The 20,637-nt window shown below is 71.4% G+C and carries 18 protein-coding genes, 2 tRNA genes and 1 pseudogene; 14 read left to right on the forward strand and 7 right to left on the reverse strand.

All coding sequences use genetic code 11. The annotated features are described in order from the left end of the window. Nucleotides 1-172 precede the first annotated feature (172 nt). The 6 genes from QCD66_RS35855 (at nt 173) to QCD66_RS35880 (ending at nt 4,072) form a co-directional block, all read left to right on the forward strand. Nucleotides 173-1,495, forward strand: a complete 1,323-nt coding sequence (locus QCD66_RS35855; RefSeq protein ID WP_375733960.1) for a helix-turn-helix domain-containing protein — start codon at nt 173-175, stop codon at nt 1,493-1,495. Beyond that, entirely contained in the window at nt 1,492-2,079 is a 588-nt protein-coding gene (locus tag QCD66_RS35860) for a flavoprotein (protein ID WP_407566956.1), read from the forward strand. Before QCD66_RS35855 ends, QCD66_RS35860 begins: the two co-directional genes overlap by 4 nt. Before the next feature lie 21 nt (nt 2,080-2,100). Next, a complete protein-coding gene (locus tag QCD66_RS35865) occupies nt 2,101-3,240 on the forward strand; it encodes a DUF6244 family protein (RefSeq protein ID WP_407566957.1) in 1,140 nt (379 codons plus the stop codon). Continuing rightward, nucleotides 3,237-3,638: an Imm1 family immunity protein gene (locus QCD66_RS35870; protein WP_375737088.1), complete on the forward strand. Its 402-nt coding sequence runs from the start codon at nt 3,237-3,239 to the stop codon at nt 3,636-3,638. The genes QCD66_RS35865 and QCD66_RS35870 overlap by 4 nt, the downstream gene beginning before the upstream one ends. A gap of 109 nt (nt 3,639-3,747) precedes the next feature. After that, nucleotides 3,748-3,987 carry a transposase gene (locus tag QCD66_RS35875; RefSeq protein WP_407567274.1) on the forward strand — a complete coding sequence of 80 codons (240 nt, stop codon included), beginning with the start codon at nt 3,748-3,750 and terminating at the stop codon, nt 3,985-3,987. Beyond that, a complete protein-coding gene (locus QCD66_RS35880) occupies nt 3,923-4,072 on the forward strand; it encodes a hypothetical protein (RefSeq protein ID WP_375737091.1) in 150 nt (49 codons plus the stop codon). The genes QCD66_RS35875 and QCD66_RS35880 overlap by 65 nt, the downstream gene beginning before the upstream one ends. A 477-nt stretch (nt 4,073-4,549) precedes the next feature. Here QCD66_RS35880 and QCD66_RS35885 read toward each other — a convergent pair. Continuing rightward, a tRNA-Arg gene (locus QCD66_RS35885) sits at nt 4,550-4,622 on the reverse strand. Nucleotides 4,623-4,657: 35 nt separating this feature from the next. After that, a tRNA-Ser gene (locus QCD66_RS35890) sits at nt 4,658-4,748 on the reverse strand. Nucleotides 4,749-4,937: 189 nt separating this feature from the next. On the opposite strand from QCD66_RS35890, the gene QCD66_RS35895 reads away from it, so the two are divergent. Continuing rightward, the gene (locus QCD66_RS35895; RefSeq protein ID WP_364213556.1) at nt 4,938-5,195 is read left to right on the forward strand and encodes a carboxypeptidase-like regulatory domain-containing protein; all 258 of its coding nucleotides are present in this window, start codon (nt 4,938-4,940) and stop codon (nt 5,193-5,195) included. A gap of 150 nt (nt 5,196-5,345) precedes the next feature. Beyond that, nucleotides 5,346-5,681, forward strand: a pseudogene (locus QCD66_RS35900) (carboxypeptidase-like regulatory domain-containing protein); the annotation flags it as partial. 32 nt (nt 5,682-5,713) lie between these two features. Here the strand turns inward: QCD66_RS35900 and QCD66_RS35905 are convergent. After that, complete coding sequence (locus QCD66_RS35905; RefSeq protein ID WP_375737090.1) at nt 5,714-5,866, reverse strand: hypothetical protein; 153 nt, start codon at nt 5,864-5,866, stop codon at nt 5,714-5,716. A 294-nt stretch (nt 5,867-6,160) separates the two neighbouring features. On the opposite strand from QCD66_RS35905, the gene QCD66_RS35910 reads away from it, so the two are divergent. The 3 genes from QCD66_RS35910 (at nt 6,161) to QCD66_RS35920 (ending at nt 10,976) form a co-directional block, all read left to right on the forward strand. Next, nucleotides 6,161-6,988 carry a hypothetical protein gene (locus QCD66_RS35910; RefSeq protein ID WP_375737089.1) on the forward strand — a complete coding sequence of 276 codons (828 nt, stop codon included), beginning with the start codon at nt 6,161-6,163 and terminating at the stop codon, nt 6,986-6,988. Between the two features lie 198 nt (nt 6,989-7,186). Next, nucleotides 7,187-9,547: a collagen binding domain-containing protein gene (locus QCD66_RS35915; RefSeq protein ID WP_375737086.1), complete on the forward strand. Its 2,361-nt coding sequence runs from the start codon at nt 7,187-7,189 to the stop codon at nt 9,545-9,547. A gap of 94 nt (nt 9,548-9,641) precedes the next feature. Further along, nucleotides 9,642-10,976 (forward strand): hypothetical protein, encoded by a 1,335-nt coding sequence (locus QCD66_RS35920; RefSeq protein ID WP_407566958.1) that lies wholly within the window; start codon nt 9,642-9,644, stop codon nt 10,974-10,976. A gap of 58 nt (nt 10,977-11,034) precedes the next feature. Here the strand turns inward: QCD66_RS35920 and QCD66_RS35925 are convergent, their stop codons facing one another. Next, nucleotides 11,035-11,808 (reverse strand): CPBP family intramembrane glutamic endopeptidase, encoded by a 774-nt coding sequence (locus tag QCD66_RS35925; RefSeq protein WP_357534929.1) that lies wholly within the window; start codon nt 11,806-11,808, stop codon nt 11,035-11,037. A gap of 235 nt (nt 11,809-12,043) precedes the next feature. On the opposite strand from QCD66_RS35925, the gene QCD66_RS35930 reads away from it, so the two are divergent. Further along, a complete protein-coding gene (locus QCD66_RS35930) occupies nt 12,044-13,159 on the forward strand; it encodes a globin domain-containing protein (protein WP_364213541.1) in 1,116 nt (371 codons plus the stop codon). A 7-nt stretch (nt 13,160-13,166) separates the two neighbouring features. On the opposite strand, the gene QCD66_RS35935 is transcribed toward QCD66_RS35930, so the two are convergent. Continuing rightward, nucleotides 13,167-14,813 carry a peptide deformylase gene (locus QCD66_RS35935; protein WP_407566959.1) on the reverse strand — a complete coding sequence of 549 codons (1,647 nt, stop codon included), beginning with the start codon at nt 14,811-14,813 and terminating at the stop codon, nt 13,167-13,169. Between the two features lie 371 nt (nt 14,814-15,184). Between QCD66_RS35935 and QCD66_RS35940 the strand changes: the two genes are divergently transcribed. After that, a complete protein-coding gene (locus QCD66_RS35940; protein ID WP_375737207.1) occupies nt 15,185-15,982 on the forward strand; it encodes an IucA/IucC family C-terminal-domain containing protein in 798 nt (265 codons plus the stop codon). A gap of 474 nt (nt 15,983-16,456) precedes the next feature. After that, nucleotides 16,457-17,164, forward strand: coding sequence for a class I SAM-dependent methyltransferase (locus QCD66_RS35945; RefSeq protein ID WP_357534936.1), 708 nt, complete (start codon nt 16,457-16,459; stop codon nt 17,162-17,164). 97 nt (nt 17,165-17,261) lie between these two features. Here QCD66_RS35945 and QCD66_RS35950 read toward each other — a convergent pair whose 3' ends face one another. Then, nucleotides 17,262-17,813, reverse strand: coding sequence for a YbhB/YbcL family Raf kinase inhibitor-like protein (locus tag QCD66_RS35950; protein ID WP_364213531.1), 552 nt, complete (start codon nt 17,811-17,813; stop codon nt 17,262-17,264). Between the two features lie 90 nt (nt 17,814-17,903). After that, on the reverse strand, nt 17,904-20,525 hold the full coding sequence (locus QCD66_RS35955; protein ID WP_407567275.1) for a CHAT domain-containing protein: 2,622 nt from the start codon (nt 20,523-20,525) through the stop codon (nt 17,904-17,906). Between the last annotated feature and the right edge of the window lie 112 nt (nt 20,526-20,637).

The following is a 20,637-nucleotide window of genomic DNA, read 5'->3' on the forward strand; positions in this document are numbered from 1 at the left end:
GCGGGTCGGACGGTCAACCGGCCGTCCGGGTCGGGTACGGGAGGTGGGCATCATGGCGGGAGCCGGTGCGCGTTGCTCGTCCTGTGGAGGACGCCTCGCCCGAGACAACCGCAGCGCACAGTGCGGGGCATGTCAGACAGCCAAACGCGGTGAGCCGTTCCACGTACCCCACATGACGGCGGAGTTCTGGGACTACCCAGCAATGCGAGACGCGCTCCGCAACCGCCACCTCGGCCAGATCATCCGCGCCTGGCGAACCCATCCACAGCACGGGCGACAGGCAGTCAGCCAAAGCCTCGTCGCGGCATGGATGGGCATCACCCAGGCCCAACTCAGCCGCATCGAGACCGGCGGTCCAGTCGTCCACCTCGACCGGCTCATCGAGTGGGCCAAAGCGTTACGCATCCCACCCCACCTACTGTGGTTCACACTGCCTACCAACGACAGCAGCGACAGTCCAGAGGCGCCCAGCGGCAGCGAATTGCACGATCCCGATCGAACGGCCCATGCCGAGACCCGGTACCCGGATCACGACAGGCATCAAGCACTCCGGTCGAAAGTGCTGAACTACCGGTGGGACGGCCCGGCAGAGCCGATGCCGTTAACGCAGGTCGAAGCAACGGTGCATGCGGCGAATCTTGCCTACCAGGCCGCCGATTACGGCTTCCTCGACCGCCTTCCCGAGGTGGCGGCGTCGACCGCCTCCCTGATCACGGGTTCCTCGGGCGCCGACCTACGCCGCGGTTACAAGGCGCTCGCGTGGACGTACCTGATCTTGTCGAAATTCGGCGCCAAGGTCGGCGACGGAGAGCTTGCCTGGATCACCGCCGACCGGGCCGCGACGTGGGCAATGCACCTGCAGGATCAGGCGGTCTCCGGGGTGGCTGCCTACCAGACGGCGTGCGCGATGGCGAAGAACGGCCGTCCTCACGACGCGCAGGAGGTGGCACTGGTCGCGGCAGAGGCTCTTGCCGTCCACCCACGGCACGCCCACCCGCACTACCTCTCGGTACAAGGCGCACTCCTGCTGCACGCCGCCGTCATGGCAGCCCGACTCCGCCAGCGCGACGACGCCCAACAGAGGCTCGACGCTGCCGAGCGGCTCGCCGACGACCTCGGCGGCGACCGCAACGAGATGTGGACCGCATTCGGCCCAACCAACGTCGCCCTCCACCGCCTGTCGGTAGCCGCCGCGCTCGGCGACCACCACGACGCCGTCGACCTCGGCAACCGCATCGACACCACTCGCCTCCCACCCGCCCTGGTCAGCCGCCGCGCCCAGGTACACCTCGACCTCGCCGCCGTACACAGCCAACGACCCAACGGCGACCCCCAGGCACTGCTGCACCTCATGGAAGGCGAACGCATCGCACCCCAGGCCATCCGCCACAACGCCGACGCCCGCCACCTGATCGCCGCACTGCTGAAACGGGCACGCCGCGGCGACACGCCCGGGCTGTTAGCGCTGGCTCAGCGAGCGGGTGTGGCCGCATGACCGAGGGCCAGCCCCGCCCTATGCTGATGCTCGTGGTCTGTGCCGCACCACCCGCCCTACAGATCCACGAACTGGTAGAGCAGGTCCAGCTCGACGGCTGGACGGTTCAGGTGATCGCCACCCCCACGGCCATGACCTGGATCGACACCGACCGGCTCACCACGCTGACCGGCAACCCGGTACGCGCGGCCACCCGACGCCCCGACGAACCCAAGACGCTACCGACGGCGGACGCGGTCGCGGTCGTGCCGGCAACTTTCAACACGATCAACCAGTGGTGCGCGGGGGTGAACGACACCCTCGCCCTCGGCGTACTCAACGAGGCCCTCGGCAGCCGGCTACCGGTCATCGCCGCCCCGTATGCGAAATCCGCGCTAACCGACCACCCGATCTTCGGCAGGAACCTGCGGTTTCTCATGGACGCTGGCGTGGACCTCCTCCCCACCGAGGCCATCCGCCCAACAAGCGCAGACCAGCCGTTCCACTGGGAACTGATCACGCAGCGACTGAAGCCGTACCGGGAGAGAGCCCTCGCCCGGAGGGACGGCGAGACCGCCAGCCGCCGGAATCATCCCGGTGTATAGGCGCCCGAGCCAGCCCTGGCCGTGGTTGTCGATGAGGGAGGTGGCGGGATCCCGCTGACCGACGAGATCGATGATGGCCTGCGGACGCTGGCCGCCACGGTGGACGGGGCAAGGAGCCAGACGGCGGCGATCGACGACGCCCTGACCCGGATCAGCACCACGGCCGCCGCGGCGGGCTTCACCGGCATCGTCGTCCGGCTGGCGGCGATCCACGAGATGGTCGCAGACGTCCACAGGCGGCTGGCGGCGGCCGGTGACGTGCTGGGGCAGGCACTTCGGTCGGTTGCCGCCGTACCAGGCCAGCCCTCCCCTCACGACATCACCAACGCGCTCACCCCCGCGCTTGCCGCCCTCACCGCCGTCGACGGCCGCCTCGTGGAGGCGGCATCCAGGGTCGAGCAGGGCACCCGGCTCGTCACGGCGACCCTGCAAGGCGGTGAGCCAGGCCCCACCCTGTCACGCCTACAGCAGTTGGGCCGGACCCTCGCCGCGGCCAAGGCCCACGGACACGCCGCCCGGCAACGTGTCGAGTCGGCGCTGACGCGGGCACGCCAGGTCGGCGCCACCGGTCACCCAGCCGCCATCGGCGGCGACACCGGCCGCGGCCCCTCCAGGGATCCCCTATCGACCGGCCCAGGCCAGGCCAGGGATCCTGCCGGAACGTCGACATCCTCCCCGGCACAGGACCAGGCCATCCCCGAACCAGCCGATCCCGCCTGGACACAAGCCGACCCCGCGACCTTGCCCGAGATGGTGAGGAACGCCGCCGGCCGCCTGACGTCACGCCCGGCCGGCAGCACCCGCCCCACCCAAGGACTACTCGACGGCACCCCGGTCACCTCCGGCGGAGGCGACCGCACCCTGGCCGCCGACCTCGACCACGACCCGCTACGAGGCCCACCGGTCACCTTCTACGACCACGCCGAATCGAAAGCCGCCGCACACATGCGCCGCACCGGACGCACCGAGTCCGACCTCGCCCTCGACAACACCGTCTGCGGCACCAACGAACGCGACAAGACCTACCCCTACACCTGCGACAAGATCCTGCCCGCCATCCTCCCCACCGGAAGCCAGCTACGGGTCTGGGTCACCCGCGACGGCGGCAACACCTGGTGGCACCGTATCTACACCGGCACCGGCGAAAGGATCACCCGATGACGCCACAACTACGCGACTACCACGGACACCCCTACGAACTCACCGACCCCGAGCAGGCCGGACACCGCTTCGACGAACAGATCGAAACGATCATGCCGCACGGAGGCTACGGACAGACGATCACCATCGGCCCACCCGACCAGCCCACCCTGCGCATCGACATCGACATCGACGCCGACCGCGCCGCCCTACGCTGGCTACCCGACGGCAGCCACGCCACCAACCTGCCCCCCGACACCCCCATCATCGTCTACGAATCCCCCGACACCGGCCTGACCGACATCCCCGCCAACCTCGCCCGCCTCACCACCGCCACAACCCGCCAAGCCGTCATCGAATACGTCACCACAGGCACCCGCCCCACCAACGTGACCTGGGAACATTCGGCACACAACTAAACACCCGACCCAGGCATCGCCTGTCACCGAGTAGGTAGTGCCCCGGTAGGTGGGCTTCCGCCTCGGATGTGGACACCGTGAGACTGGGACGTTGGTCCAGAGGGAAGGGGTGTCCCCATTGAGGCGTCCATCGAAGTACACGGAAGAGTTCCGGCGTGACGCGGCCGACCTAATCCACTCGTCGGGCCGGCCGATCAACCAGGTCGCGCGTGAGCTCGGAATGAGTCACGAGACGTTGCGCAACTGGGTCCGTGCCGTCGAGCGTGAGGCCGGGGGCGGGGCCGGTGACCGACGGGAGCGGGTTGTCGGTGGCGGACAAGGACGCCGAGGACGCCCGACTGCGGCGTGAGGTCGCCGAGTCGCGGCAGGAGAAGGAAGTCCTACGCAAGGCGGGCCGCGACGCCGACGTGCCGGAAGCAGGTCTATGGATCTAACGGTGTCTCCGGCCAGACCCGCCGGGCGTTGTCCAGGGTGGACGACAGGCGCGGGTAGGTTGGCGCGACTGTTACCGTATTCGATGCCTTGACAGGCGGTCGGTGCCCTCCGGCCGAGGACACCAAAGCACAGCCCCACCGAAGGTGTCCGGCTCCGGCCTCCCACAAGAGACCGGAGCCGGTCGTCGCACCGCTTGCCTCGACGCCCGCGCGCCGGGAAGACGCACCACCAGCACCGTGATCCCGGCCTAGAAGAGCAGCGCCTCGCCCACAGAACGCCGTCCCACTATCCGGGCTCCAAACAACAGGGACACCATGATCCAAACCAACCCGGACAGAAAGGGCCGCCGCTGGACGGGCCGGGACGCGAGGGACGCCCGTCGCACGAGCACCCACCGAGCACCCAACCATCCACAAGGGACAAAACAACAAAGGCGCCGACCCACGTTTCCGCAGGTCAGACGCCTTCTGATCTTGTGCGCCCGAAGGGACTCGAACCCCTAACCTTCTGATCCGTAGTCAGATGCTCTATCCATTGAGCTACGGGCGCTGGTGCCTGGGCCAGTCTACACACCGGTCCGAGCGCGGAGACTCCGGGATTCGAACCCGGGAGGGGCTTTAAGACCCCAACCGCATTAGCAGTGCGGCGCCATAGACCAGACTAGGCGAAGTCTCCCAGGTGGCCCGTAGACCACCGCCGACCGAGAATACAGTGCGCCCACCGGACGGGGCAAAGCGACTATCCTGCGCGCGCCGATCATGGCACCCTGGGGCACCAAACCGACACATACCGCCACCATGGCGCCCCGGGTCCCCTCACCCCCAAGGGACGTACGTGCGCAGATTCTCATCTGTCCGAACAACCGTGATGGTCGTCGCGGCGCTGGCCGCCGCGACCGCGATCGCCTCTCCCGCCGTGGCCAACCCCACTACTGGCTCGATCAGCGGCATCCTGACCACCAGCGGCGGGGCACCCAGCCCGCACGGGTCGGCGACGCTCTGGACCGTGGACCAGGACTACGTCGACCACGCCTCGATCAACCGGAGCGGCCGTTACGTCTTCTCCGGTGTCCCGGCCGGCAGCTACAAGATCGAGTTCCGCACCCAGGACAACCTTCGGTAGTGGGCCCACCAGAAATCCAGCTTCCAGGCTGCCGACGCGATCGCCCTGGATCCCGGTGAGGCCCTCGTCGTCAACGAGGTGCTGCGGCCGACCGGCTCGATCCTCGGGCGGCTGACCAGGTCGAACGGCGCACCGGTGGCGTACGCGTCGGTGACCGCGATCGCCCCGGGCGCCGACTTCGGCTACGGGGACACCGACCAGAACGGCAACTACCGGATCCCGGCGCTCTTCCCCGGCGACTACAAGATCGAGTTCCAGCTTATGGGTGGTTTCCGGCAGTTCGCCCACCAGAAGCGGACCCTCGACGCGGCAGACACCTTCACCGTGGTCGCCGACCAGGACGCGGTCGTCGACGACGTGCTGCTGCCCACCGGCTCGATCGCGGGCCGGTTCCTCGACCGCTCCGGCAGCCCGCTGCCGGATGTCAGCGTCGAGGTGAGCGGCGCCGGTTCGACGAGTTGGGCGACCACAGACTCGACCGGGGCGTACCGGGTCGACGACCTGTCGACCGGCAACGACTACCGGGTGGCGTTCAGCGACCAGAACCGGACGTGGCGGCAGTACGCGACCGGCCGTACCGGCCCGCAGGACGCCGACCGTTCCCCGGTCACCGACGGCGGCACCACCGTCGTCGACGACCAGCTGCTACCCGCCGGCAGGTTGGTGGTCACCAGCCGCGACTCGGTGACCGGCCTCCCGGTTTCCGACTACTGCCTGTATCTCGAGGGTGCCGGCAGCCGGAACCTGTGCACCGACAACGGCGGTCTGTCGTTCACTGATCTGGCGCCGGGCACGTACAGCGGCAGTGCGGAGACGGCCGGCGACTACCTGCCCCAGTCGGTGCAGGTGACGGTACGGTCCGGGGAGACCGGCAGCTGGAGATCGTCTTCGTACGCGGCGGCACGATCACCGCCGCGGTCACCGACGCCGCGACCGGCACCCCGCTCGCGGACGCCTGCATCACGGTGGCGAAGGCCGGCACCGGCGTGCTCCGCCCCGACGGCCAACACTGCACCGACTCGACCGGCACGGTCTCCGCCCCGCGGCTGGCGCCGGGTGACTACAACGTCTTCGTCAAGGCGCCGGACGGCAGCGGCCTCGGCGCGCAGTGGGTCGGCACCTCCGGCGGCACCGGCGACGCGGTCACCGCCCGCCGGATCACCGTCACCGGCGGCGCGACGGCGACCGTCGCCCCGGCGCTCGACCCGACCGGCACGATCACCGGTGTGGTCCGCAGCGCTTCCGGCGGCGGCCTGATCACCAGCGGGATGGTCGCGCTCTACCCACACGATCACTCCGGCAACGGGGTCGTGGGCACCGCCGTGGACGGGCAGGGTCGGTACACGATCGACTGGCTGGGACCGTACCGGTGGCCGCTGGTCTTCGACGTGCCGGACCACGCCCGGCAGTGGTCGGGTGGCACCGGCAACCGCCTGCTGGCCCAGAAGACCCGGGTGACGGCCGGGGCGACCGCCACGTACGACGTGCACCTGCGGGTCGGCACGGTGGTCACCGGGGTGGTCCGCGGCCAGGCCGGCCAACCGCGTCCGGGCGCGAGTGTCTACGCCTACAACGCGGTCACCGGCGAGGAGGTCGGCCGGGGCGGCGGTGACAGCGGCTACCGGATGCTGGTCGTCGGTCCGCAGCTCATCAGGATCAAGAGCGAGGTCCACAACGGATACGGGCACGACACCGTCTGGTACGACAACGACGGCTCCTTCGCGGCCGCCCGAACGGTGCTGGTCTCCGGCACCGGCACCCGGACGCTGGACATCGTCAACCCGGTGAACTGACGCTCACGGATCTGCCGGGCCGGCGGCCGCAGGCCCGGCAGAGTTCCAAGTGTTAACCGATGACCACCGATAAATGGCCCCCACCGTACGAAGTGGATCAACTATCCTGCGTGAGCCGATCATGGCACACGGGGACCAGACCGTCACACTATGTTGCCGGGCCACGTCCCCGGACCTTCCTTCCCCTCAAGGATGGCCGTGTACAGAAAACTGCTCCGCTCGGTGGCCATCGCGAGCATCGTGGCTCTGACAGCCACGGTCGCGCTCGCGTCGCCCGCCACCGCCAATCCCACCTTCGGCTCGATCACCGGCACCCTGACGACCAGCACCGGCACCCCGGCCACCGGGGTGCGCGTCACGCTGCTGACCACCAACCACCACCACGTCGCCGAGGTCGGCGTGAACGGCCAAGGCCACTTCACGTTTCCCCTGGTACGACCCAACGTCTACAAGATCAGCTTCACCAACCTGGTCAACCAGGTGCAGTGGGCCTACCAGCAACGGTCGTTCGACACCGCCGCCGAGATCACCGTGACAGCCGGCACGACAACCGTCGTGAACGACTCGCTCCTGGCTCCCGGCACAATCACCGGACGGCTGACCGACGAGACTGGGGCGCCGCTCGCCGGCGTCTGGGTCAGCGCCCAGGGGTCGGACGGGTCCTTGGGCGCCAACACCGGCCTCGACGGCCGCTACTCGATCTCGCTCTTGCCCGGGACGTACCAGGTGGAGCTCTATCTCGGCTCCGGCTTCACCCAGTGGATCCCGCAGCAGGAGCACCAGCACGACGCCCAGGTCTTCACGGTCGAGCCCGGCGGCACGGTGGTCGCCGACGACACGGTCGCCCCGACCGGATCGATCGCCGGCCGGGTGATCGACGCCGGCGGACAGCCTGCGGCGAACGTCCCCGTCAGAACGCGGTCGACCACGACTGGCAGCGGCCCGAGCGGGTGGACCGACGACAACGGCGATTACCACATCCCGCGCCTCTTCCCCGGGAACTACAAGATCCAGTTCCAGCTTCCCAGCGGAGCGATCCAGTGGGGGCACGGCCAACCCGCCGAGGATTACGCCGACACCTTCAGCGTCACGGTGGGCACCCAGACGACCGTGAACGAGACGCTGCTCGCCACCGGGGCGATCGCCGGCCGGTTCGTCGACAAGACCGGCGCCGGAATCGGCCACGCCGAAGTCATCGCCTACCCCACCTACGGCGACAGCGCCTACACGATGACGGACGAGACGGGCGCGTACCGGTTCGACGACCTGATCGTCGGCGACTACAAGGTGTCCTTCGTCGACCCGACGACCGGCCGCCGCCAGTACGCGTACGGGGTCGGCAACTCAGAGGACGCGGCGACGATCGTGGTCCAGGCGAACGCCACCGCCACCGTCGACGACACCCTCATCGACGGTGGGGAGCTGCGGGTCACGGCGACCGACTCCGGCACCGGTGCCCCGCTGACGGCGTTCTGCGCCCACCTCGAGGGGCCGTCGTACGGCTACGAGTGCACCACCAGCTCGGAGATCCTGTTCGACGGCATCGCTATCGGTCGCTACATCGTGTCGATCAATCCGGCCCCCTCCTCGCTGTACCTGGACGGCAAGGCGCAGGCGACCGTCACGGCCAACGCGACCACCGACGTGGCCGTGCCGGTCACGCTCGGCGGTGCGCTCACGGCCACGGTGAGCAACCGCGCCACCGGGGCACCGGTCGCCGGCGTCTGCGTCGCCACCGTGGCGGCCGGAACCGCCCGGCTTCCCGACGGCGAGCCCCACTGCAGCGACGGCGCTGGACAGATCGACATCAGGCCGCTGGAGCCGGGCGACTACCACATTTTCGTACGCCCCCGGGAATCGACCGGCCTCGGTGCGCAGTGGCTCGGCGCGAACGGTGGCACGGGTGCCGCGAGCAGCGCGAAGCGGATCACCGTCACGGCGGGCGCGACGACGGCCGCGCCGGCGGTGCTGCTCGATCCGGCCGGCGCCATCACGGGCGTCGTCCGCGGTGCGGACAACACACCGCTCGCGGATGTCGGCGTGGCGCTGGCGAGCATCCACCCCGGGCTCGGCGGCAACTACCCGCGTACGGACCAGAACGGGCGTTACACGGTCAGCGGCCTCGGCCCGTACGCCTGGCCGTTGTTCTTCATGGACCACCAGCATGCCCGGCAGTGGTCCGGGGGCACCGCGAACCGGATGGTCGCCAAGAAGATCCAGGTGACCTCGGGTGCGACTGCCACCTACGACATCAGGTTGAAGACCGGCACCGTCATCACCGGTTCCATCCGGGACCGGGCCGGGCAACCGGTGCCCGACGCCTACCTGATGGCACACAGCGCACTGACGCAGGACATCATCGGGATCAAGTGGGAGAACGGCGACACCTACGAGATGCGGGTGCTCGCACCCGAACTCGTCAAGGTCTGGGCGCTTGCCTACGTCGACGACCAGGAGGTCGAATTCTGGTACGACAACGGCACCGACTTCGCGAGCGCGCGGACGGTCGCGGTGCCGGCGCAGGGTCGGACCCTCGACCTGGTCGTGCCGATCAACTGACGGTGACGGTGTCCGGGCCGGCGGCGGTGACGCGTCGCCGGCCCGGACGCTTTCAAGAGGTGTACGCCGGCCAGCCCGGATAGGCTTCCTGGTCATGGAACAGCCGCCTGCCGAGCCGGCCGACCGCAAGCCACGCAAGCGCACTCCGAAGGCCGCCTTCACGCCGGCCGAACCGACCGGGACGGCTGCCGCGCCGGCGCCGCGGGCGCGGAGAGCGAAGGCGGCAGCGCCGGCCGTCCTCTTCCAGCCGCCGGCCGCCGAGACCACGAGCGGCCGGCGGGCCGATGCCCGGGCCGACGACGGCAGGGACACCGGCGACGGGGCCGGGTCGCCGGACGTGCCGGCCGCCCGGACGCCGGCATCCAACGAGGGCGCCGGTGACGGTGCCGGCACCGACGCCGCGAAGCGGCCCGCCCGCAAGACAGCGGCGAGGCGCACCCCGGTTAAGACGGCGACCACGGCCGCCGCGAAGAAGGCGAGCCCGGCGAAGAAGACGGCCGCGAAGAAGACAACGGCTGCGAAGAAGGCGGCCGCCACGGAGAAGGCGGCCGCCACGGAGAAGGCGGCGCCCGCGAAGACCACCCGCCGCAAGGCGGCACCGGCTGACGCCGACCAGCCCACCGACCGGCAGCAGCCGGCCCCCAGGGAGCCCGTCGAGCAGCAGCCCACCGGGCAGCACGTCAGCCCGGAACCGGCAGCCTCCACAGAGGTCACCGACCCCCGGATCACGGACCGGGCCGGCGACCCCGCCCCGGTGGAGATGACCGGCCGGGCACCGGAGGCGACGGTGCGCCGTACCGGGGAGGGAGCGGGACCGGCGACCAGCCGGTTGGTCGACCACCCGGGGTTCGCACCGGAGTTGTTGGCCCTTGCCGCTGTACGGCGGCAAGGGCCGGCGGCGGCCGCGTGGGCGGAGCGGCTGCGGGCGGAGTATCCGACCGCGACGCCGGACGGGCTGGCCCGGCTGGCGACCCGGCGGTTCGTCCGGCTGGCCGGGGCGGGCGGGGCGGTGTCGGCGGCCGCCGGGCTGCTCGCGCCGCTGGCGGAGCTGGCGGCGGTCGCCTGGACGCAGACGGACCTGGTGCTGCACGTCGCCGCCGCGTACGGGCATGATCCGGCGCATCCGGACCGGGCGGTCGAGTTGCTGGTGCTGACGCAGGTGCATCCGGACGAGACGTTCGCGCGGGCGGCGCTGGACGCGGCGCTCGGTGCCCGGCCGGACGGGCGGGTGCCGGCGCGGCGGGCGGCGGAGGCGGCGTGGCGGTTGGCGACGCCGTTGGTGGCGCAGGCCGGCGGCTGGCTGGCGTTGCGGCTGGCGGCGCGGCTGCTGCCGGGTGCGGCGCTGCTGGCGGCGACGGCGGGTGACTCGGCGGCGGCGCAGCGGCTGGCGGCCCGCGCGGTCGCCCGCTATCGGGTCGGCGCCGCCTGACCTCCGACACCGCCTGGACCGGACCGCGTCCGGCGCCGGCGCGGGCCGCGCGGGGCCGTCAGAGCCAGTCGAACCACTCGCGGGGTAGTAGGGCGTATCCGACGAACGCGAATATGTCCAGCACCGCGTGCGCGACGATCAGCGGCATCACCCGCTTGGTACGCAGGAAGAACAGCGCGAACACGATCCCCATCACCACGTTGCCGACGAAGGCGCCGAAGCCCTGGTAGAGGTGGTAGGTGCCGCGCAGCACCGCGCTGGTGAGGACGATCAGCTCGATCCGCCAGCCGAGGTCGCGTAGCCGGGTGATCAGGTAACCGACGACGATGACCTCTTCGAGGATCGAGTTCTCGAACGAGGCGAGGATCAGCACCGGCACCGCCCACCACAGGTCGGGCAGGGCGGCCGGGACCAGGCTGGCGTTGACGCCGAGCTGGGCCGCGACGAAGAAGAGCCCGATGCCGGGCAGGCCGATCGCGGCGGCGAGCGCCGCGCCCCAGCCCAGGTCGGCCCAGGGTGAGCGGGCGTCCAGGCCGAGCAGTCGGCGCGGGTCGTCGCGGTCCCGGTTGAGCAGGTGTACGGCGAGCAGCACCGGTACGAGCGAGAAGAGGATGCCGAGCAGTTGGTACGTCAGGTCGAGCCACGGCCGGGCCGACTGTGACGCGTTGAGGGTGGCGGTCTGCTGCGACAGCGGCCGGTCGGCGGTGAGCCGGGCGGTCAGGCTCACCATGGCGTAGATGGCGGACTGGCCGAGGGAGAGGCCGAGGACGAGCAGCACCTCGGTGCTGATCGTCCGCCTCGACAGCGGCGGCTTGACGAGATCCACGCTCACCTGATCACTGTGCCGGACGGCCCTGGGAAACGGGCCGGCGGTCCCTCGTTTTGGGCCATTCCGCCGCCGACCATAGGCATGACGACCTCACATCGCACAGTCTGTGCGATAACTCCTCACGTTCTGTGCCCAATCTGGAGTCAGGATCTACAACGAATGACCACCCACCCACGGAACGCAACCTAGTCCCCCAGGTGCGCGGCACCCGCCGCCGCCGTCACTGAAGAGGGCGTCAATGGGTAATCTCTCGCGACTGCTCAAGGAGAGCTGGACGCTCGTCGAGGAGCAGCAGGACAAGGTCGCCGGATACTTCTACGCCCGGATGTTCCTGTCCAACCCGGAACTGCGGAACCTCTTTCCGGTGACGATGGACGTGCAGCGGGCCCGCCTGCTCGGCGCGCTCGTCACCTCGATGCAGTTGGTCGACGACCCGGACCGCTCCGACGAATACCTGCACGCGCTCGGGCGCGACCACCGGAAGTTCCACGTGAAACCCGAACACTACGAGGTCGTCGGGTCGGCGCTGTTCGAGGCGCTGCGGACGTTCGCAGGTGAGCGGTGGGCGATCGAGTACGACCAGGCGTGGCGGGACGCGTACCAGGTGATCTCGGCCCGGATGATGGCCGGCGCGGCGACCGACACCAATCCGCCGTACTGGGACGCGGAGGTGCTGACCCACGAGCGCCGGGGGCCGGACGTCGCCGTACTGACCTGCCGGCCGTTGCAGTATCCGCTGTCGTACCGGGCCGGCCAGTACGTCAGCGTCGAGACGCCGCGGCACCGGCCCCGGCTGTGGCGGACGTACTCGATCGCGAACGCGCCGGACGCCGACAACACGCTGGAGTTCCACGTGCAGGCGGTCGGTGCCGGCTGGGTGTCCAGTGCGCTGGTCCGCAAGGTACGGCCGGGGGAGCTGCTGCGGGTGGCGGCGCCGATGGGGTCGATGACGCTGGACGCGTCGTCCACCCGCGACATCGTCTGCGTCGCGGGCGGCACCGGGCTGGCCCCGATCAAGGCCCTGGTGCAGGAGCTGACCCGCTACAACCGCACCCGCTGGGTGCACGTGTTCTTCGGTGCCCGCGACCGCGACGGCCTCTACGACCTGGCCGAGCTGAACCAGTTGGCGGCCCGCTACCCGTGGCTGTCGGTGGTGCCGGCGTGCAGCGACGACGAGGGCTTCACCGGCGAGCAGGGCAACATCTCCGACGTGGTGGCGCGCTACGGGCCGTGGGCCGAGCACGACTTCTTCGTCTCGGGTTCGGCGCCGATGGTCCGGGCAACGCTGCGTACGCTCGCCGAGTTGCAGGTGCCGTCGATCCGGATCAGGTACGACAGCTTCAGCGACGGCTGAGCCCGCCTCAGTAGTGCCAGGGGCGGCCGGTCTCGCGGTATTCCTCGACCGGGACGAGCGGCACGTCGGCGGCCATCCGGTCGTCGTAGAGCCGGCCCTCGAGGTGGTCGATCTCGTGCGCGACCAGGCGGGCCATGCCCTGCTCGAACGAGGTGATGATCCGGCTGCCGTCGGCCCGGGCGTGTTCGACGTCGATGCGCAGCGGCCGGGTCACCAGGCCGCGTACGTCGAAGAACGACAGGCAGCCCTCGTACTGCTCATCGGTTTCGGCGGAGGCGTCGACGACGCGCGGGTTGAGCAGCACGACCGGCTCGGCGCCGTCGGGCGGGCGGACGATCGCGGCGGACCGGGGCTGGCCGATCTGCGGGGCGGCGAGACCGACCCCCTTGCTGAAGAGGTGGAGCTGGTCGACGCGGGCGAGGGCCTCGCGGAGCCGGGTGACGACATCGTCGGCGGTGGCGGCGTCGGTGGGCAGGTCGAACGGTTCGGCGGCGTGGCGGAGCAGTTCGGCGTCGCGCTGGACGATGCCGGCCGCCCGCATGCGGTCGCTGGCCCGGGCCGGCACGGCGCCCGGCGTCTCGGCCGCCGGCACCGCCCCGTCCGCCGCCGCGGCCCCGACGGTCGCCGGCGCGGCGGCCGGCCCGTCGGTGGCGGGTTCGGCCGGGTCGGGCGCGGTGGAGCCGGGGGCGGGATCGGCCGCGGCGGGGTCGGCCGCCGCCTGGGCGCGGAACCGCCACTCCAGCCGGTAGCGGGCGTTGAGCAGCGGCTCCTCGGTCGTCCAGTCGACGTGGGTGCGGCCGTCCTCGACCCGCCGCTGAAGGGGCGTACGCAGTGGCGCCTCCTCCGCCGACAGCGAGGTCTCGACCCCCCACACGTGCGGGTCGAGCCGCTCGGGGAAGTCGAGGCGGACGGTCAGCTTGCGGGTCGGCACGCGTACGGCGCGCTGGAACCACTGCCCCCACTTCTCCTGCCCGACGGTGTAGCCGTATTCGATGGCGACGCGTTCGCCCGGGTAGAGCGGGAAGCGCCCTTCGGCGTTCTCGAAGAGCAGCCACACCTCTTTGAAGGCGTCCCGGTCGTGCTTCTTGCGCCAGTGCATCGGCTCGCGGGTGGGCGGGTCGCCGCAGTAGGCCCGCAGGTCGAGTTCGTCGAAGGTCAGCGGCCGGTCGCGGTGGTAGCGGTTGGACAGCTCGGGGTCGTGCGGGTAGCGGTCGACGGCGACCCGGATGAGGTAGCGGGTGACCGGTTCGGTGCCGGCGTTGTAGAGCGCCCGGCGGATCACGCAGCGATAGGCGCCGTCCCGGTAGGACAGCGTGGCGACCTCCTGTTCGACGATGAGGCCGGTGCCGGGCGGCAGCCACTGCTCGGGTACGGGCGGGTCGCGGTGTGCCGAGCCGGGGACCCGGGCGTGGCGGAGTTCGTCGTACTGCTGGAAGCAGCGCCAGATCGCGCCGCCGGCGCCGAGTACGGCCTCGGCCCGGCGGGCGAAGTCTTCGGTGGGCCGGTGTCGGCGGCCCTCGACGTGGCTGACGTAGGAGGGATCGAAGCCCATCCGGGCGGCGAGCTGCTTCTTGGTCATGCCCCGGTCGACACGCCACCGGCTGAGCTCGGCGGCGAAGGTGTCGGCAGCCCGCTCGATGGGCGAGATGGTCATCGCACGTCCTATGGGCCGGGACCTTCAAGTCTCCGTTCTGACTCGCCCAGCCGGGCATCAGTGCCTTGTTACCGACATAACTATTGACAAAGGCGACATGCGCCGATGACCGTACGGCCAGATTGATCGACGGCCGGTCCGGGTACCCCCACCCACATGGCGACGAGCCGCGAAACGCCGGATACCGAGAGTGGCGATTGTGGCGTCAACACGCCCCGGTCTGGTTAGGCTAGCCTTATCGCGCTATCGTGAGCCGTCCGCGCAGGTGGCAGGGGGATTCTCAAGGTGACAGGCAAGACCGTGGGACAGGGGCCGGCCCTGGTCACACCCGCCGCGTGGAACCTCGCCCACCCCGGAACCGGCGACCCAGCGTGACCGCCACCGTCGACCTCCGCACCGCTCCCGGACCGCTCGGCCCGGTGACGGCGACGCTGCGGGCGACGTTCGGCACCGACGACCTGCCCGGCCTCGCGCCCGGCCTGCTCGTCGACGACGAGCGCGGCTGGCTGCCGGCGACCGAACTGGTCGACGGCAGCCAGCTGCCGCATCTGCTCGACTCGGCCCGGCGGCGCTGGGACGGCTCCTCGCACGCCGCGACCGCGCTCGCCTGGAAGGCGTACGTCTACTGGCTCGCACTGCCGGCGGTCCTGGGCTGGGCGTCGGCCCGCCGGGTGCCGCTGCCGCACCCGTCCGACGTGCTGGTACGCGTCGACGACGACGGCCCGCTGGTCACCATCGGCCTGCGCCGCTCGACGACGATCGCGGTGCTGCCCGGCGACCCGCTGGCCGTGGCCGGGCTGCCCGAGGTCGTGGTGGTCGACGGCGAGGCCGAACTGCTGGCCGCGCTGCGCACCGCGTTGGTCGACGACCACGTCACGCCGATGCTGGACGCCATCCACGAGCGGGTCCGGCTCGGCACCCGTACGCTGCTCGGCTCGCTGGCCTCCGGGGTGGCGCACGCGGTGCTGCGGGCGGCCGACGCGCTGCCGGGCTCCTCGGCGCAGACGATCCGTACTCTGCTGGCGACGTTCGACGTGGGCGATCTGGTCGACCTGGTGCCGGGTCCGAACGGCGAACTCACGGTGCAGCGGCGCACCTGCTGCCTGGCGTTCACGTTGCCCCGGCCGAAGGTCTGCGCGGGCTGCTGCATCCGGTCGGAGCGAGCCTGACCCGGGCGTCGGTTCGCTCCGCGCCGCCCCGGTCCCAGCGACCAGATCGACCAGATTGTGATGGGGATCACAGATCAATGTCGACCGGCATAGCCACCAAATCGCCCACCGCCGGACACCACGCAGCGACCCTCGCCGATTCCAGCCCAACGGCCTCTTGCGTAGGGGCAACCGGTGTGATGATCTCCCCTGGCGACATGTCACGGAAACGTGACGGAAACCTGCTCCCTGAGCTGCCCGGCTCCCGCAGGCGCAAAAGTGGTAACCAGACCGTAACGGACGTAGTCCCCGAGAGTGACGTAGGTAGGCCAAAGCTGGCCGTATGATGGCCATATATCAGCCTTTGGCATGGGCAAACATGGCCCAAGTCGAACATTCTGCCTACATCAGACCCTGACTTTCCTTACGGTCGCTCTAGATGGTTCACTCTTTCGGTCCCGGGCAGATCAGGTTCAGAGCGTGAGGAATCTACGCATGACACAAATTACGGGGGATCAGCGAGTCCAATCAGAGGTCCTCGAAGGCCTCGCCACCGCCGTAAACCACCGGCGCTGGTTTGTCAACCTCGCCATCCCCCACCTCGGTGACAACCCGATCGAAATCGGCAGTGGGCTGGGCGACTACGCCCTGGAATGGGCCAAGCACTTCGACCGCTTCACCGCCACCGAAGCCGACCCGGACCGTCTGGTGCTGCTCAAGGAGCGCATGTCCGCGGTACCGAACGTCGAGGTCCGCCAGATGCTGCTGCCGCACTCCGAGCACGGCGACTACAGCGCCGCGGTCTCCTACAACGTGCTGGAGCACATCGAGGACCATGTCGAGGCGCTGCAGAGCATGCGCGACCTGGTCCGGCCGGGCGGCAAGATCGTCCTGATCGTGCCGGCCTTCCCGTTCGCCATGAGCCCGGTCGACATCGCCACCGGGCACGTCCGCCGCTACACCAAGAAGACGATGCGGGCCGCGCTGGAGGATGCCGGCCTCACCGTCGAGAAGCTCCACTACGCCAACGCACTCGGCCTCATCGGCTACTACATGGCGACCAGCGTCTTCAAGCTGACGCCGAAGGAAGGCCCGATGGTCAAGGTCTACGACACGTTGGTCCTGCCGACGACGAAGGCCGCCGAATCGCTGGTGCGCCCGCCGTTCGGGCAGTCGGTCTTCGCGGTCGCCCGCGTCCCGTAACCGGCCGCCGGACCGGCCCCGCCGGCAGCACATCCGACACCGACGCGCCGGTCCCGGCGCCGTGGCACGGCGGCCACGGCGCCGGATCAGCGCCTCGCTACTCCTTGACCGCGAACGTCGGCCGGATCGTCGCCCGCGCCAGCGTGTGGAACGCCAGGTTGAAGCCGACGACCGCCGGCGTCGACTCCGGCGACACGTCGAGCCGGTCGACGTCGAGCGCGTGCACCGCGAAGACGTACCGGTGCGGCCGGTCACCGGCCGGCGGCGCCGCACCGCCGTACCCGTGCGAGCCGTAGTCGGTGCGGACGCTGAACGCGCCGCCGCCCGCCACGCCGCCGGCCGTCGCCTCGCTCCCGGCACCCCGGGGCAACTGGGTGACCGAGACCGGCACGTTGACCAGGACCCAGTGCCAGAAGCCACTGCCGGTCGGGGCGTCCGGGTCGAAGCAGGTCACCACGAACCCCCGGGTCTCGGCCGGGAAGTCCGACCACGCCAACTGCGGCGACAGGTTCTCCCCGCCGACGCTCAGGTGCGCGAACTCGACGTCCATCGGCTCGCCGTCACGCACGTCCTCGCTGGTCAGCGTGAACGACGGCACGGGTGGCAGCAGGTCGTACGGATCCGGGGCGATCGGGCGCTCAAGACTCATGAGGCTTCCTTCCGTTTGGTGTGCGCTCATGGGTTCATACCCCATCGCGCGCCGGCCGCGCGTACCGAGCCGCCCGCGCGGCGGTGCCGGTCAGCCGGCGCCGAAGCAGACGAACGCCGCCGCGGTCGCCGACCGCTCGTCGAGGGTGCCGTCCATCTCCGCCTGTGCCGCGGCCAGCGCGGCCGCCGCACCGCTCCCGCCGGCCAGCCGGCGGTGCAGGTCCAGCATCAGTTCGAGGGTGGCCTCGTCCTGGGCCGGCAGCACACTGCCGAGCACCGTCGCGGTCCCGACCCCGAGCAACGCCGCGGCCAGCCCCATCAGCTCGTCGCCCGGATGCACGGTCGACAGCCCGGACTCGCACGCCGACAGCACCACGACCGCCGGCGGGCGGGCCACCTGCTCCAGGTCGTAGACGGTGATCGGCCCGTCGGCGAGCCGCAGGTAGGAGAACATCGGGTTGTCCGACCGGAACCCGCCATGGGCCGCGACATGCGCCAGCGGGGCGCCGTCGAGCGCGGCCAGGACCGGTTCCGCGCCCGCCGCCGCCCCGACGAACACCTCGGCCGGCGCGAGCGCGTCCGCGAGCCGCCGTACCTCCCGGTCAGCGTGCGTCAGCCCCGGCCCCGCCACCAGCAGCGGCCGCCCGCCCGGTGGCGCCCCGGCCGCCCGCGCCGTCGCGTCCAGCCACGCCGTCGCCGACGGCGCGACGCTGACCGCACGCCCCCGGCAGGTCGGCAGCAGCGCCCACGGCGTCGCGTGCAGCAACCCCACCGGTACGACCACCAGTTCGCCGTCCCCGAGCCAGCCCCGTACCGGCGCGAACAGCGCCCGGTCGAGCTGCTCGGCGGCGTGCCGGGCGCCCTGCACGGCGGCGGACCGCGACGCCGGCCCGCCGTGGCGCAGCACGATCCGGCGCAGCGCGAACCGCAACGCCTCCAACTCCGCGACCACCCGGTCCGTACGCCCCAACGGCCGGCTCCGGAATCGGCCCCGGTGCACCACGATCACGTGCAGCTCGCCACCGATGTCGATCAGCTCGAACAGGGTGCGGTCGGCCAACTCCCCACCGAGGCGGGCGAGCAGGTTGGGGGACCGGCTGGCCGAACCGCTGCCCCGGGCGTGCCAGCTCCGCCGCCGGATCCGCTCCTCCAGCGCCCGCCGCTGCCGCCACAGCGCGTTGACCCGCCCCGCCGGCACCCCGGAGTCCGCCTCGGCGACCGCCCGACGCAGCTCGGCGAGGTCGGCGGCCAGCGCCGGCTCGTGCGGCGGCCGGGCCGGCGGCAGCCGCAGCGCCGCCGCCTTCCACCGCTCCGCCCACCACAGCACCGACCGGGCCCGCCCGGTCTGCCGGGCCAACCGCAACCCCGTCGCGGCAAGGTCGGTGGCATAACTGGCGGCCAACGTACGCAGCTCGGTCGCGCCCAGCGCGGCCCGGTAGGTGTCGAGAATCCGGGCCCCGGCCAGCAGCGCCCGGCGGGCACCGGCGGCATCCCCGACCGCGTCGCGCAGCAGGGCGGCGGCGTGCCAGGCGCGTACCCGCAGTTCCGCCGGCCCGTTACGGCCGGCCGCCAGCACCAGCCGCAACTCCTCGGCCCCCTCGGCCCGACCGGCGGCCAGCCCGGCGGCGTAGAGGCGGGCGTCGAGCGCGGGCGTCGGCCAGCCGGCGGCGGCGAGTTCGGCGGCCACCTCCCGGGCCCGGCGCAGCCGCCGCGCCGGCGCCGTCTCGTCGGCCGCCCGCAGCGCCGTATATCTGGCCAGCGCCGCCCACGCCGGCCGGCCCTGGCGCACGAAGGCCCGGTAGGCGGCCGACGCGTGCCGGCGGGCCGTCCGGCGGTCACCGCCACCAATCGCGACCTCGGCCAGCATCAGCCGCGCCTGTGCCTCGTAGAGCCGGGTCCGGCCGGCCCGGGCCGCCTCCAGCGCCGCCTGCGCGACATCCCGGGCCTCGGGCAGCAGCCGGGCCCGCAACAGCAGCTCACCACGGTCCATGAGGGCGATCGCGGGACGGCCGTTGCGGGCGAAGTACTCGTCGGCGACGTCGTACCAGCGCAGCGCGCCCGGCACGTCGCCGGCCTGCGCGGCCACGAACCCGAGGTTGTGCCGCACCTGCGCCACCGCCAGGTGCTGCCCGAGTACGTCGTACAACCGCTCGGCGGCGAACAGGTCCGCCTCGGCCTGCCGCAGACTGCCCCGGTAGGCGTGCAGGACACCACGGTTGGTCAGCGCCCGAGCCTGCCAGAGCTGGTCACCGGCCCGCCGGAACGCGGCGATCGCACCGGTGTATCCGTCCATCGCCTCGGCGAACCGGCTCAGCCGGTCCAGGGTCAGCGCCCGCTGCATGCCCAGCCGGGCGGCGGGCAGGCCGTCCAGCGCCGGTGCCGCCTCGTCGAGCTCACGCAACGCCTGGCCGGGCCGCCCCACCTCGGCCAGGACCAGCGCCAGGCTCATCCGTGCCTCGGCCGTCCGCTGCGCCAGCCCGGCCACCCGCGCCACCCGGACCGCCCGCCGCAGGTGCCGCAGCGCCGTACCGGAATCGTTCAGCTCCCGGGCCGCCAGCCCGAGCGCCCGCTCGGCCGTCGACTCGGCGTCCCGGTCCCCGGCCCGGCGCGCCTCGCGGCGGGCCTCCACCGCCAACCTGCCCGCCTGCCGCGGATCAGCGGTCACCAGCCGCAACGCCCGCTGGGCCGGCCCGTCCCCCAACGCCCCCTCGATGGCGGTCACCGGACGATCCTGGCACGCCGCCCGGCTGTCGGGTACCGGACGTATCGGCGGCCCCGGTACCGCCGTCTGCTCTATGACGTCAGACAACGTCCACGCAAGACGA

The sequence above is a fragment of the Polymorphospora sp. A560 genome (assembly GCF_045781765.1).
GTDB lineage: Bacteria > Actinomycetota > Actinomycetes > Mycobacteriales > Micromonosporaceae > Polymorphospora > Polymorphospora lycopeni.